At 50.3% G+C, this 13,600-nt stretch carries 12 protein-coding genes and 1 other RNA gene; 7 read left to right on the forward strand and 6 right to left on the reverse strand.

Translation table 11 applies throughout. The annotated features are described in order from the left end of the window. Positions 1-82 precede the first annotated feature (82 nt). Positions 83-1,069 (reverse strand): porphobilinogen synthase, encoded by a 987-nt coding sequence (gene hemB / locus VB741_RS17855; RefSeq protein WP_323366549.1) that lies wholly within the window; start codon positions 1,067-1,069, stop codon positions 83-85. A 220-nt stretch (positions 1,070-1,289) separates the two neighbouring features. Here hemB and VB741_RS17860 point away from each other — a divergent pair, with 220 nt between their 5' ends. The 3 genes from VB741_RS17860 (at position 1,290) to VB741_RS17870 (ending at position 5,112) form a co-directional block, all read left to right on the forward strand. Next, positions 1,290-1,886 carry a biotin transporter BioY gene (locus VB741_RS17860; RefSeq protein ID WP_323366550.1) on the forward strand — a complete coding sequence of 199 codons (597 nt, stop codon included), beginning with the start codon at positions 1,290-1,292 and terminating at the stop codon, positions 1,884-1,886. 37 nt (positions 1,887-1,923) lie between these two features. Beyond that, the gene (gene lspA / locus VB741_RS17865) at positions 1,924-2,421 is read left to right on the forward strand and encodes a signal peptidase II (protein ID WP_323366551.1); all 498 of its coding nucleotides are present in this window, start codon (positions 1,924-1,926) and stop codon (positions 2,419-2,421) included. A 417-nt stretch (positions 2,422-2,838) separates the two neighbouring features. Further along, entirely contained in the window at positions 2,839-5,112 is a 2,274-nt protein-coding gene (locus VB741_RS17870; RefSeq protein WP_442786389.1) for a transglycosylase domain-containing protein, read from the forward strand. Between the two features lie 27 nt (positions 5,113-5,139). On the opposite strand, the gene VB741_RS17875 is transcribed toward VB741_RS17870, so the two are convergent. Beyond that, positions 5,140-5,451 carry a hypothetical protein gene (locus tag VB741_RS17875; RefSeq protein WP_323366553.1) on the reverse strand — a complete coding sequence of 104 codons (312 nt, stop codon included), beginning with the start codon at positions 5,449-5,451 and terminating at the stop codon, positions 5,140-5,142. Between the two features lie 166 nt (positions 5,452-5,617). On the opposite strand from VB741_RS17875, the gene VB741_RS17880 reads away from it, so the two are divergent. From VB741_RS17880 to VB741_RS17895, 4 genes are all read left to right on the forward strand, one after another. Beyond that, a complete protein-coding gene (locus VB741_RS17880) occupies positions 5,618-5,881 on the forward strand; it encodes a DUF2811 domain-containing protein (protein WP_323366554.1) in 264 nt (87 codons plus the stop codon). Positions 5,882-6,117: 236 nt separating this feature from the next. After that, positions 6,118-6,462 carry a nucleotidyltransferase family protein gene (locus VB741_RS17885; protein ID WP_323366555.1) on the forward strand — a complete coding sequence of 115 codons (345 nt, stop codon included), beginning with the start codon at positions 6,118-6,120 and terminating at the stop codon, positions 6,460-6,462. A 305-nt stretch (positions 6,463-6,767) separates the two neighbouring features. Next, positions 6,768-7,250 (forward strand): flavin reductase family protein, encoded by a 483-nt coding sequence (locus VB741_RS17890; RefSeq protein ID WP_323366556.1) that lies wholly within the window; start codon positions 6,768-6,770, stop codon positions 7,248-7,250. Positions 7,251-7,332: 82 nt separating this feature from the next. Beyond that, the gene (locus VB741_RS17895) at positions 7,333-7,683 is read left to right on the forward strand and encodes a phenylpyruvate tautomerase MIF-related protein (RefSeq protein ID WP_323366557.1); all 351 of its coding nucleotides are present in this window, start codon (positions 7,333-7,335) and stop codon (positions 7,681-7,683) included. 1,099 nt (positions 7,684-8,782) lie between these two features. On the opposite strand, the gene VB741_RS17900 is transcribed toward VB741_RS17895, so the two are convergent. The 4 genes from VB741_RS17900 to VB741_RS17915 all read right to left on the reverse strand — a co-directional run bounded on the left by VB741_RS17900 (position 8,783) and on the right by VB741_RS17915 (position 13,549). Continuing rightward, positions 8,783-11,359 carry a U32 family peptidase gene (locus VB741_RS17900; RefSeq protein WP_323366558.1) on the reverse strand — a complete coding sequence of 859 codons (2,577 nt, stop codon included), beginning with the start codon at positions 11,357-11,359 and terminating at the stop codon, positions 8,783-8,785. A 117-nt stretch (positions 11,360-11,476) separates the two neighbouring features. Further along, positions 11,477-11,947, reverse strand: a complete 471-nt coding sequence (locus VB741_RS17905) for a hypothetical protein (protein WP_323366559.1) — start codon at positions 11,945-11,947, stop codon at positions 11,477-11,479. A gap of 110 nt (positions 11,948-12,057) precedes the next feature. Beyond that, positions 12,058-12,241, reverse strand: a non-coding RNA gene (gene ssrS / locus VB741_RS17910) — 6S RNA. Between the two features lie 138 nt (positions 12,242-12,379). After that, positions 12,380-13,549, reverse strand: a complete 1,170-nt coding sequence (locus tag VB741_RS17915) for a 5-(carboxyamino)imidazole ribonucleotide synthase (protein ID WP_323366560.1) — start codon at positions 13,547-13,549, stop codon at positions 12,380-12,382. Between the last annotated feature and the right edge of the window lie 51 nt (positions 13,550-13,600).

Raw genomic sequence — 13,600 nt, forward strand, 5'->3', positions numbered from 1 at the left:
CCAACGGAAGATATTCGTTAATTATTGTTACGCTTGCTTAGGGTTTTGTCATCCTGGCTAGTTTTTATGCTTATGCCCTGTTTTATTGACCCTTTAGCCAGCGGGCGACATCCTTGGCATGGTAGGACAAAATCAAATCGGCCCCTGAGCGCTTAAAGCTCATCATGGTTTCCATCACCAACTTTTCCTCGTCGATCCAGCCATTCAGGGCAGCGGCTTTAACCATGGCGTATTCCCCGGAAACGTTGTAGGCAGCCACGGGTAGGTTGCTGGCTTCTTTGACTCGCCAAATAATGTCCATATAGGCTAGGGCGGGCTTCACCATGAGCATGTCCGCCCCTTCGGCAATGTCCAGCTCAATTTCTTTGAGCGCTTCCCGTCCGTTGGCCGGGTCCATCTGGTAGGTGCGACGGTCACCAAACTGGGGAGCGGACTCTGCCACATCCCGAAACGGTCCGTAGTAGGACGAAGAGTACTTGGCGGCGTAGGACAGAATCGGAATATTTTCAAAGCCTGCCTCGTCTAAGGCAGAGCGGATAGCGGTGACAAAGCCATCCATCATGCCGGAGGGGGCAATAATATCGGCCCCCGCATTGGCCTGGGCAACCGCCGTTTTCTTCAGTAGCTCTAGGGTGGGATCATTCAACACCCGACCGGTGAGATCGCCCACCTCTAGGTAGCCGCAGTGACCGTGGGGAGTGTATTCGCACAGGCAAGTATCGACGGTCACCACGAGCTCAGGCACAGCTGCTTTGACTGCTTCTGTCGCCTTTTGCACGATGCCGCAGTCATGCCATGCATCGGTGGCGTCGTCATCTTTGCTTTCGGGAATGCCAAACAAAATGATCGATGGAATGCCAAGGTCATAAACTTCCTTCGCTTCCTCGACGATTTTATCCACCGATAACTGGTAGACGCCGGGCATGGACTTGACTTCATTGGCAACGCCCTCACCAGGCACCGCAAACAGCGGATAGATAAAGTCGCTGGTGGTCACGACGTTTTCACGGACCATGCGGCGCAATTGGGGGTGGCTGCGCAACCGACGAGGGCGATGAGTTGGAAACATGTCAGTTCTTAAAGAAAGCCGTATAAAAGGGTTTAAGTAAATAGTCTAGAACCTGCTTAGGGGTCTATTTTCAGTCAGATTAAAAAAAGTAACGTTCGGAAATATGGGTCTATGGGGCCGTGAATTTTGTCGAGGTGTTCCATGGCAACCCCTAGGAAATTCCTGAGAACTGGAACCAGAAGCGATAAAATGAGCCACCGTCACCGTGGGGGTATTTTAGGTGTTTGCAACGGCAGAGCTGCTATGGGCTCTAATCGGCTTGATTCTAACCATTGGGGGTACCTGGCTAGAGGTCTTCGTGATCAACGGACCTTGGGCTTGGACCAGTGGTGTAGAGGTATTTTCCCTGGGGGTGAGCTTTCAGGTGGGGGCCGTCTTGTTGATTGGTTGTTTAGGGGGGCAAAATGCCGCAGCCCTTTCCCAGATTGCCTATCTCGGTTTGGGCCTTTTGCTGTTTCAGACATTTGATTTGCAAGTTTTTACCCAGGGGGGTGGGCTGAGCTATTTACGGGAGCCGAGCTTTGGTTACTTGCTGGGGTTTATCCCGGCGGCGTGGGTCTGTGGTTATCTGGCCTTTTGGGAAACCCTTAAATTAGAGACCTTAGCCCTCAGCTGTTTGGGGGGGCTGTTAACGATGCATGGGGTGGGGTTGGTGTATTTGCCCCTAGCCTATGTATTACAGTGGACTGGGGCCAATGCTCCATCTCTGGCAGAGGCTGTTTTTACCTATTCCATTGCCCCTATTCCAGGACAGCTAGTTTTGGTCTGTGCCGTTTCGGTGATGGCCTACGGTATGCGTCAGCTTATGTTTTATTAGTGTTTCCAAGTGTTTTAGTTAGTGTCGTCATAACAGCATGGGCAGATTCAGAAGAACAAAGATCAATCGCCTGTTCTGGGTAGCGGCTTTTGTTGGCCTTTTGTTAGACCAGGTAACCAAGCATTGGGCGGTGCAAAATTTTGACCTAGGTCAGCCGGTGACTGTGATTCCGGGGGTGCTGAATTTTACCTATGTGCTCAATCGCGGTGCCGCTTGGAGTATTTGTAGTGGTGATAGCTGTCGTTGGATCCTTCCCTGGCTGTCGATTATTGTCAGTATTGGTATTGCCGGTTATGGTCTGTGGGTCCGGATTGAGGATCGTTGGGAGCGGGCTGGCTGGGGTTTTATTTTGGCGGGAGCCTTGGGCAATGGCATTGATCGGGTGAAGGCGGGGGAAGTGGTGGACTTTATCCAGGCCTTTCCGGTGACCCGGTTTCCGGTGTTTAACCTGGCAGATATATGGATAAACGTGGGTATTGTTTGTTTGTTTATTGCCATTTTGCTGACGGCAAAACGGGAGAAACGGCAATCTTAAGCCCTATGGTGATGAGGGGCCTTATGGGGTGATTAGATTCTATAAGGTCTATGATCAGGGACTTTATGGGGTGACTGAGTTCTATAAGGTCTATAACAAGGGGCCTTATGGGGTGACTGAGTTCTATAAGGTCTATAACAAGGGGCCTTATGGGGTGACTGAGATTCTATAAGGTCTATGACAAGGGGCATTGTTTAGGATTGGAATGACTCATTTAAATGCATAATTCAACTCAAAGTGAGTCGTAGTGAGTAGTCTTGGTTAGGCTTCGTTTAGTTATCATGTCCGTAATCCTGATTGTGTCGTTTGTATTTGCAATCAACGAATTAGGCAGATCAGGGGCCAGTTGTTAGGGGGAAAGGGTACCCCTATTGCTTATATGCATTTTTAATTTAATTAATTCTCTTGCGTTCCAGGATGACTCAGCCGCCCCCTCGAAAATCATCGATGTCTCCCCCTCGAACCATCTTGGGGACCATGACCCAAGTGATTCAAAATGTCGCTCGGATAGATTTTAATCAGCTGGTGTTGAAGCCAGGGGCCAGGGTACCTCAGCTGGTGGTGGAGTATGACGCTCAGCAGCAGGTGTATGACCTGGTGGGTGATCACTATGTGCTGGGGCGGAGTTCTAAGAGCTGTGACATTGTGGTGCGCAGCCCGTTGGTGAGTCAAACCCATTTGACGTTGACTCGCGATCGCAACCAACCGGGCAACCCCTTTGTCCTCAAAGACAAGCAATCCACCAACGGCACCTACTGTGGCAAAAAGCGGCTAAAAACCTTCAAACTGCAAGACGGCGATGTCCTCAGCCTGGGCCCCAGGGAACTGAACGATGCCGTCACCCTACGGTTCCGAAACCCGGCCCCGTGGTACCTCAAGACCATTCGCTACGGTCTCTACGGTATGACCGGCTCCATTGCCCTAGCGGCCTTCTGGGTAGTGGCCATTGAATGGCCCAAAATTCCCATTCGCCCCATCCCCGAGTCGGTGCAGGGGCCAGTGTCGGTCTATGGCAACGAAAATGGCGATCGGGTGCTGCTCAACCCGATCAATAACCAGGCCCACATCGAAAAAGCTCGGCTGCGGGAGTATTCCCCCTACTTGCCCCAGGCGGTGGTGGCCTCGGAAGATTCTCGCTACTACTGGCACCTAGGGGTGGATCCCTGGGGTATTGCCCGCGCTGCCAAAACGAACCTCAGCAGCGGCTCCATTCGGGAAGGGGCTAGCACCCTCACCCAGCAAATGGCCCGCAACATCTATCCGGAGTATGTGGGCAGTGATGACAGCGCCATGCGCAAAATCCGTGAGATGGTCGTCGCCCTCAAGCTGGAAACGTTTTTCAGTAAGAACCGGCTCATGTTGCTGTATCTAAACCGGGTGTATCTGGGCAATAATCTCTACGGGTTTGAAGATGCGTCCCAGTTTTATTTTGAAAAGTCTGCCAAGGACCTAAACATTCAAGAGGCCGCCATGTTGGTGGGAATTTTGCCCGCCCCCAATGCCTTTAACCCGGTGCAGAGCTACGATGACGCCCTGGACTACCGCAACCGGGTGATTGAGCGCATGGTGGTGCTAGGCATGATCAACCAGGAGGATGGTCGTCGGGCTAGGCGCTCCCGGATTGAGATTAGTCCCAAGGCGCGTCGCCAACTCCAGAGCATTCGGGCTCCCTATTTTTACAGCTATGTGTTTGATGAGCTGGACCAGCTGCTGGGGCTGGGGCTGGCTCGTGAGGGCAACTTTCATGTGGAAACCAGTCTGGATTTAGCGGTCCAAGCCCAGGCCGAAACCTCCCTGCGTTCGGGCATTGCCAACCTGGGGGAGCGCTCCGGTTTTTCCCAAGGGGCGTTAGTCACGCTGCAGTCCTCCACGGGGGAAATTCGGGCCCTAGTGGGCGGAGCGGACTATGCTCAAAGCCAGTTTAATCGAGCCTCCCAGGCGATCCGTCAGCCCGGTTCCGCCTTTAAAGTCTTTGCCTATGCCAGTGCCCTAGAACAGGGCATTTCCCCTGGTACTGCCTATAGCTGTGATGACTTTAACTGGGGTGGCCAATTTTACGAGGGCTGTCGTTCGGGGGGGGGCTCCCTGGATATGTATGGAGGCTTTGCCCGGTCAGAGAATGTGGTGGCGCTCCGGGTAGCTCGCGAGGCTGGATTAGATAATATTGCGGCTTTGGCTCGTACCATGGGCATTGAGTCAGAACTTGATCCGGTGCCGGGGATGGTGCTGGGGCAAAGTGGGGTGACCCCTTTGGAAATGACCGGGGCGGTGGGTGCGATCGCAAATGCCGGTATCTGGAATCGGCCCCACGGTATTCAGCGGATATTGGACAGTAGCGACTGTGCAGATAGTCGCGATCGCAACACCTGCCGCGTCATCTTTGACTTTGCCACCAACAGCTCCGACGTTAACCAAGACGTCCTCACATCCGAAACCGCCCGCACCATGACCACCCTGATGCAAGGCACCGTCAACGGTGGCACTGGCTCTAGCGCTTATTTAGGCCTGGGTGAAGCGGGCAAAACCGGTACCACCAACGACAACGTTGACCTTTGGTTTGTCGGCTTTGTCCCCAGCGCCGACCTAGTCACCGGTATCTGGCTGGGGAATGACAATAACGACCCCACCAACGGCAGTAGTGCAGAAGCTGCCCAACTTTGGAGCAACTATATGGGCCAAGTTGTGAGGTAGCCCCTTATACCATCCATAGTTTGACTGTTAAAAAACTTCTCGTGAATTATGCCCAATCTGCGTAAAATCACTATTTTTTTTTCTTAATAATAGACGCAGTTTTCCCCAGGGTTTTCCTTGGGTTTTCCCCAGGTTAAGCAGGGTTTTCCCCAGGTTGCTACCAACGCTCAATCCATGCACAGCTTCTGTGGAAAACTCGTTCGTCTGGGGATCAGTCTGACTTTGTAAGTCAATATAACGAAAATACTGCTTTAACCCTCTTGGTACCGTCAGCCAGATTTTTGAATTAGGAAATTCTAAAGAATGGCAGGCATTGCCAAGGGCGATCGTCTCTTGCACAATGAAGCTCCACTGAATCAGGAGACCGAGTGAAAAGTCTCCTGCTTTACCCTGGGTGCCGATGCTGCTAAATCGTTTGTAGTAGCAATGGGGTAAGGGTGCTCGTACTAAGCTCTAGCTTGTTGTGTTTTGAATTTGTGTTTTGAATTAAAGAGGCGTTAGATTGATGACTACAGTTCCGGCCAATACAGCTACTGCAACTCCAGCCACGATAAATCCAGCTGCTGTAAATCCAGCCACTGTCAGCCTGATGGTAGAAATTCCTGAAGCTCTACATCTATCCATGCAGGACTATTTGAATACCCACGAGCTTTGGAGTCAGGAGCGGGTCATGCAGGCTGCGCTTTCTCTCTTTCTCATGCAAAATGGTGTGAATCAACCCCATGTGAATAGTCTTTATTTGGATAGTCTGTTTGGCTATGCGGCCTAGATGGAGAAATTCTCAGAGAACGATACTCTTCCTCGATTAGGCTCTACGTAATTTTGGTAGTGATCGTTCCTTTTTGAAACACATTCTCTACCCTAGCGACCATGGCAATGCATTAGAGCAGCTCCATGGGGCGCTGCAAAATCGAAGTAGATATAAAATCGTAGGAAGTGCGGAGGCGTTCCGCCGCTCCGTCCTGTGGGTGCTAACCAAGAGATGTCCCGACCAGCATCAGAAACATGAACTCGCAGAACTTTCTAGCCCAGCTACCTATCAACAGCACCTTAGAAACCTGTAAAACCTTACTGGTTGATCATTATGGTCAGCGTCTAAAGGGACTTATCCTATTTGGTTCTGCTGCTAGACAAGAAAGGACTGACACGAGTGATATTGATTTATTGGTGTTATTGCCGTCAACAATAGATCATGCCCAAGAACTAAGCTCATTAGTTGATTTACTTTACCCGCTGCAATTAGAAGCAACCCATTGGATTTCCATTAAACCAGCTGCTCAAGATGACTTCGAAGCAGGCAACACACAACTCTATAGAAATATTCAACAGGAAGGAATTCGTCTGCTGTGAGTAGTCCAAGTGTTGCGAGCCATTAGCCTTCACTTTGTTAAAACAGGCCGTCTAGATAAAAGTTATGGCAGGAATTCAAACTGGTTAGCCGAACTCCGCCAGGTTGGAGATTATGGTGAATCTCGTCGGGTAACCCTTGATGAAGCAAAACGGGCTATCTCAGTAGCTGACGGATTTCTGACTCAAGTACGTCTAATACTGGGGTAACTATGGGCAATGAGTTCACAGCCATACAGATTTACTGTTTCTGCGTAATTCAATTCGTTTAAACTGAACTGTTGTAGGCAATGCGAAGGATAAATTCCATGCTCGACGAACAGGCCAAAAAGACGATGCTGCGCAAAATTCCCCATGCGCTCTACATCTGTGGAGTCAAAGATGGCGAAGATGTCAACGGCTTTACCGCTAGCTGGGTTATGCAAGCGTCCTTTGCCCCACCCCTAGTGGTCAACTGCGTCAAAGCCGACTCCACATCCCATGCCATGATTAAAGCCAGTGGCGTCTTTGCCCTGAGTGTGCTGGAAGACGGTCAAAAAGACCTGGCTCAAAACTTCTTTAAGCCTCTGCGTCGGGTGGGCAACAAATTTGAAGACATCGAATTTTATCCCGGTCCCGAAACCGGCTGCCCCATCATCAAAGACACCCTGGGCTATGTGGAATGTAGCGTGATCAGCGCTGTTGAGCATGGCGACCACACCGTCTTTGTCGGTGAAGTCATTGGCTCAGGCATTCACCGTGAAGGCGATGCCCTATTATTATCCACCACCGGTTGGAACTACGGCGGATAGTCTGAATGTGTGGATATACTCCGTTGGCAAAGGACTCCACCTCTTTACACAATGAGATTAGTTGTTTATCCCTGCTATAACCATGCCTCTTATCAAAGTCCAAACCTCCGTCGATGCCCCATCTAAAGGCGCTGTCGAAGACATGCTCAAGCAGCTATCTGCCAGCTTGGCAAAACATATTGGCAAACCAGAGTCCTATGTGATGACTGCATTTCAGCCCAGCACCCCCATGACCTTTGGGGGCAGTACCGACCCCACCTGCTACATCGAAATCAAAAGCGTGGGCACCATGGGCAGCAAAACCAAAACTATGAGCCAGGAATTCTGCGCCCAGGTTCAGGCCGCCTTGGGGGTCCCCCCAGACCGCACCTACATCGAATTTGCTGACTCTGAAGGGGCCATGTGGGGATGGAATGGTAGAACTTTTGGTTAGGTCCAATGGGTTTATGGTGGTGTGCCAAAGAATTGGTTAAATTGAATTTATTCTTGCAACACAACCTATATAAAACCCATATGTGTAATTAGCCCCGGCAGTAATGTCGGGGTTTTTTATTGGGTTGATGGAGGGGCATAAATGGGCAAAGAAAATAGCCTTGTATTTATGAAAATCTCCCTTACAAAGGGTCTGTATTACAATCCGGACGTTCTATCGCATAAGTGATTTACATCACAATACTGAGGATTTTATGCCAGTGTCAGTTGATAAAAAATAAAATTGATGCATTCATCTTCAATTTAAAGAAATCCTTTTAAGGCAATGTTTTCAGCCTTGTTTTGAGTAGCTAATTACTTTGCTTCAGTTATTCTTTAATTAGGTTCATGGTGTATTTACGGTGGCAGGATCCAAAATTGGTTACATTGAATTTGTGCTTAAGGCACACCTTATGAATAACCTAATATGTGTAATCAGCCCCGGCAGTAATGTCGGGGTTATTTATTGGGTTTGAATAGGTATTTAAGTAGAGTTTTTAATGTCTGAAGAGTAGCTAAATAGATTGATTTAAATCTAGAAATAAGGTGATCTAAGTCACAATTATTGTTTCCTAGGTATTCTTTAAATATATTTACGAGTAATTTATAATCGGGGTTGTCAAAATTGACTACATTGAATTTGTGCTTAAAGCACACCTTATGAATAACCTAATATGTGTAATCAACCCCGGCAGTAATGTCGGGGTTATTTATTGGGTTTGAATAGGTATTTAAGTAGGGTTTTTAATGTCTGAAGAGTAGCTAAATAGATTGATTTGAGCCTGGAAATAAGGTGATCTAAGTTACAATTATTGTCTCCTAGGTATTCTTTAAATATATTTACGAGTAATTTATGATCGGGGTTGTCAAAATTGACTACATTGAATTTGTGCTTAAGGCACATCTTATGAATAACCTAATATGTGTAATCAGCCCCGGCAGTAATGTCGGGGTTATTTATTGATTTTAAACAGCGTTTAAAATCAACTTTTTTGAGTCCTTAAACGCATCGATTTAGGTCATTTAATTAAGTGATTTAAATCACGATCTTTAGGGTGAGTTTATTTTTTCTCTAGGGTGCCGCGGGTGACGCCCAGTTGGTTAGATAGCTGGAGGGTTTGCCAGAGTTGGCGACCGGTGATCTGTCCTTGGAGGAGCTGTTGATAATGGGTAAGAATCTGTTTTACCTGGGTCGGTGATTCATTGAGAAAGTCGATGCGGAAATGGCGAGCGCCTTGCTCCATCAGGCGGGGGATAAACTCTGCCCCCGTTTGGGCTACGCCGTTATAGAGGGTATTGCGACAGCCTGCGTCAGCGTGGAGAATATGCTCTGTGCCGGTGCGATCGCACAGTACCACCTCATGCTGCTCACAGGGGCGTCCACAGTTGGTAAAGTCCGTCCCCTCCGATAAAAACGCACAAAATACGCAGTGCTCCATATGAAACATGGGCATATGCTGATGCACTGTAATGTCAAACCAGTCAGGGGGGGTGGTTTTTAGTAAATCCATCAGCTGGGCCACATTCAAGTCATAGCTGGCCGTCAGCCGCTCCAGCCCAAACTCCGTTTTGAAGTAGTTGGCCGTAATCGGGTTCGCCACATTGAGGGAAAAGTCCCCAATACAGGGCCGATCGGCAAAGAATGCTAGATGGTCATAATTGCGCACCAAATAGCCATCCGCGTCACATTGGCGCACCTGCTTGAGGATGTACTGCTCCCCTGGTTTCGTAATCCGAGGTGGTGCAACATAGAGCCTCGCCCCAGGATTTAGCTCACGGGTCAGTGCCACCGCATCCCGATAATGCACCGGATTTTCCAGTTCGCAATAAATCGTGGTGAGGTCCGATGCCAGCACTGCCCGTAATTGTGGCAGGTTGCGGACTAGCGGAATTAGCGTAGGTTGGGTTGAAGTCTTGGGGGCGGAGCTTTGCTCTTGGGGATAAGCCAACAGGCCATCGGTTGCTGGCAACAAATCCCCATATCCTCGCTCCCCATCCAATCCCCAAACCTTTGGTCTCTCCCGTTGCTCTAACAACTGCTCCACTAGCCCCCGCCGTAGACGATTCAGCTCGCTCACTGGCAAAATCAATCCCTCAGCCAGATGGTTGGTCAACTTCCCTAGCCGAAACGGTGTATTCCCCAACCGAGAAAGTTGTTGTACCAACTTTTCATCGGTTAAAGGTTTGTTATGCGCCACCGCCAAAACCTTTTCAGAGATCGCCTTGGCAATGTGGCCTTGGGGATCGGTTGCGATCGCAACCATCTTTTCCCCTTCACCCCCATGCACCTCAATCTCAATGGGCTGGTGTACCTTTGGCTGTTCCCCACCGTAGCTTTGGCGCAGGGTTTTCTCCAGCTCTGGGTCCGAGGTTTTCCACACCTTATACCCCGGCTTCACTTGCCCTAGATCGATGTCATGCTTCCCAAAGCTTAGCCAGACATGCTGTCCCCTGGCCTCCACGCCGTAAATGCGCCCTCCTTGGTCCGTATCGGGATGGCCCGAGTCAAATACAATGCCATCCCCAGCCTTCACGGGGACCAGTACCTTTAACTCCACCTGTTGTTGGGTGACCCGTACCACATCCCCTAGGTACACCCCCCGTTTTTTAGCAAACCGGCCATGGACCAGTTCCTGGTTGTTGATGCCCCGAAACCAGCCCGTATAGAGGCCTCGAGAAAAGGCCATTTCCAGGTTATAGCGCTCGTCTGCGGTAGGCTGATAGGTGACGGGAGGATTGCCTAATGTCAGCGTAGATAGTTTTGAAGAGTGTTCTGGAGATTGTTCTCTTGTCTCTGGCTGAACTAACGCAATGTCTTGCCATGCCCGATCCAGGGCCTGACGATACACCCGGGTGACATTGGCCACATATTCGGGGGCCTTAAGCCGTCCTTCGATCTTGAGACAACTGACACCAGACTTAATCAAGTCTGGGAGAACGGGTAACCCGGAGAGATCTTGGGGGCTGAGTAAATATTGTTTATCCCCCAGCTCTACAACCTCTCCATCCACCTTCATATCATAGGTCATGCGGCAAGCCTGGGCACATTCACCTCTGTTGGCAGACCGGCCACCGAGGGACTCACTCGTCAGGCATTGTCCCGAATAGGCAACGCATAGCGCTCCATGGACAAATACTTCCAATGGCAGGGCAATCTCTTGGGTCTGTTGTTGTATTTTCTCAATATCCTTCAGGGAACATTCCCTCGCCAGCACCACCAGCTGTGCCCCAAGATTGTTGGCGAACTCCACCCCGGCGGCAGAGGTGACGGTCATTTGGGTGGAACCGTGGATGGGAAAGTCCGGTGACAGATGACGAATCAGCCGACACATACCCACATCTTGCACGATGGCGGCATCCACTCCGGCGGTGATCATGGTGCGCAGGTAACGTTCGGCGGCGGCCAGTTCCTTGGGAAAAATCAGGGTATTAAAGGTGACATAGCCCTTAACGCCCCGGCTGTGGAGAAATGCCATCAGGTCGGGCAGGTCAGCCTCGGTGAAGTTTTGCGATCGCATCCGCGCATTAAACCGATCCAGCCCAAAGTAAATGGCATCCGTACCATTTTCCACCGCCGCCCTGGCACAATCCCAATTGCCCGCTGGTGCTAGTAATTCAGGACAGTGCTGACTCGTCATAGGCACCCATTCACAATCTTGTTGCAGCAATTGACCCCATAGTATGGCACTACGGCATATCAAACACTCCACTACTCTAGACGTTGACCCAATCTATGGAGTTAGCTCAACCCCCTATTACCCTAGGGCTGAATCCAAAACTTTGCGAGCATCTTCTGCACTGGCCCGGGCATCACGATAGCGCAGATTGCTCTGGGCAAAAGTTTTCAACACCTTAAATCCGTTTTTTAGCTCTTCGAGTTGCTCTTCCTCAATCACATCATCCGTGAATAGCAAATCGACCAAATCCCTGACCTTGAGGGCTTCACTGCGGGAGCCCTGCACCTTCATTTTTAAGTTGGCCAAGTTACTGAGTACCTGAACAGCCTCAACAATTGCATTTTCCTCAGCTGTAGGCTCTGTATCGTGTTCTTTCACTTCAATAAAATCCTTTGGGGTAAAGCCATCATCCAAGTCTGCCGCTAGCTCACCATTACCCATCATTTCCAGAAGCTGATCCATTGCCTTTTCGCGAGCTTTAGCCGAGTCGCGTCCAGCAACGGTGATCAATACATCTTCGGGGCTTTGGGGAATCGTGTACTGAACCATGGAATAGTATATTTGTACTTACCAGCGATATCCATCATAATACCGGATATTCGCTTCCACAGCAAAAAGCTCTTGATCATCATGGGATCAAGAGCTTTTCAAAGCTTGAAAGTTTCACCGCAGCGCCGTCTTACCTCAGTTTTTGACCTGGAAAATCCAGGTGGGCCCGTGGCTGCGATTTATAGTTTCCGGGAGCAAGCCCGGTATACTGCCGTCGCAATCCTGTTCGATGCCCGTAAGAGAAAAGCATAGATCAAGAAACATTGTTGGCAGTCACCAACGCCGTAGTGAAACTAACGTCATCATAACCACTGTCCTGGTAAATCGACAGGGGGGATCGATAGGGATGATTGAGGGATTTTCTCTACCTCAATCACTATTTCAAATCAGACCCTTTAGGAGGCTATCGGGCGCTGGCCGCACGATGGCACATCAGGCCTTGAGGGGCGGGTACCACAAGGCTTCGATCTGGTGAATGAGCTGATTTAATTCGTCCTGGGTGTGGATGCGATCGCAAGTTAAGGTCACATGACCTAGTTTTCGTCCGGTCCGGGCCTCCCCCTTGCCATACCAATAGAGGTGGGCGTTGGGCATGGCTGCTAGGGCCGCTCGCTGCTGACCATAGTCGGAGGTGGAGGTTTCAAAGCCCAGCAAATTGACCATCACTGCCTGGGGGCAATTCATGGCTGCTGATCCCAGGGGTAGTCCCGCCACCGCCCGCAGCTGTTGCTCAAATTGTGACGTTAAGCAGGCATCCAGGGTGTAATGGCCTGAATTGTGGGTGCGTGGGGCAATTTCATTCAGCAAAACCTGGCCATCAGCGGTGAGAAACAACTCAATGCCAAAGATCCCGACCACATCCAGCTGGGTCATCAGGGTGGTGGCTATATCCGCTACCTGCTGCTGGACTTGATGGCTGACGGTCGCTGGCGCAATCACCCGGCGACAGATCTGATCAATTTGTTGGGATTCCACCACAGGATACAGGGCAATCTCTCCAGCCTGGGAACGGGCGACCATGATCGCTAGCTCCCGTTCAAACGGCACAAAGGCCTCTAGCAAAATGGGTTGGTGGCCCAACGTTGCCCAAGTCGTCCTGACGGCGTCGAGATCTTTGAGGATAAATGTGCCCTGGCCGTCATATCCATGACGCCTGGTTTTGAGGGCCAGGGGTAGTCCTACCGAGGCAACAGCGGCCTCTAGGTTGGGGCGGTCAGCCTCTGAATTGAGGGTGGCAAATTGGGGAGATGGCAGGCCCAGCTGTTGGCAGTACAGACGTTGGTCGTACTTATCTAATAGGGGGGCCAGGCAGCGTAGCTGGGGGTAAAACGAAGTACCCTGATCGGCGAGCCGTTGTAAGGCGGGTAGATCAATAAATTCGTTTTCAAAGCTAATGACATCGCATTGGTCAGATAATCGGGCGGTGGTTTGAGCGTCGGCTACGGCCCCTAGCACCACCTGATCCGCCGTGGCTACGGCTGGGTCCGACTGATGGGGAGTTTGGACGATCAGGCTCAGACCCAGGTTTTTGGCTTCGCTGGCCATCATCCAGGCCAATTGACCTCCACCAATAATGCCAACTTTCTGTGCTGTCTGTGCCATATCCAATACGAAGAATAGAAAGGGAACGGTCAGGTTACCTTTTTTAACTGT

The organism is Leptothoe sp. PORK10 BA2 (assembly GCF_034932105.1).
Taxonomy (GTDB): domain Bacteria; phylum Cyanobacteriota; class Cyanobacteriia; order Phormidesmidales; family Phormidesmidaceae; genus Leptothoe.

Bases quoted from the DNA above. Each gene is read 5' to 3' on its own strand.
- VB741_RS17915 (WP_323366560.1), bottom strand. From the start codon at position 13,549: ATGGCACAGACAGCACAGAAAGTTGGCATTATTGGTGGAGGTCAATTG.
- VB741_RS17880 (WP_323366554.1), top strand. From the start codon at position 5,618: ATGACTACAGTTCCGGCCAATACAGCTACTGCAACTCCAGCCACGATA.
- hemB (WP_323366549.1), bottom strand. From the start codon at position 1,069: ATGTTTCCAACTCATCGCCCTCGTCGGTTGCGCAGCCACCCCCAATTG.
- VB741_RS17895 (WP_323366557.1), top strand. From the start codon at position 7,333: ATGCCTCTTATCAAAGTCCAAACCTCCGTCGATGCCCCATCTAAAGGC.
- VB741_RS17905 (WP_323366559.1), bottom strand. From the start codon at position 11,947: ATGGTTCAGTACACGATTCCCCAAAGCCCCGAAGATGTATTGATCACC.
- VB741_RS17890 (WP_323366556.1), top strand. From the start codon at position 6,768: ATGCTCGACGAACAGGCCAAAAAGACGATGCTGCGCAAAATTCCCCAT.
- VB741_RS17900 (WP_323366558.1), bottom strand. From the start codon at position 11,359: ATGACGAGTCAGCACTGTCCTGAATTACTAGCACCAGCGGGCAATTGG.
- VB741_RS17870 (WP_442786389.1), top strand. From the start codon at position 2,839: ATGACTCAGCCGCCCCCTCGAAAATCATCGATGTCTCCCCCTCGAACC.
- lspA (WP_323366551.1), top strand. From the start codon at position 1,924: ATGGGCAGATTCAGAAGAACAAAGATCAATCGCCTGTTCTGGGTAGCG.
- VB741_RS17885 (WP_323366555.1), top strand. From the start codon at position 6,118: ATGAACTCGCAGAACTTTCTAGCCCAGCTACCTATCAACAGCACCTTA.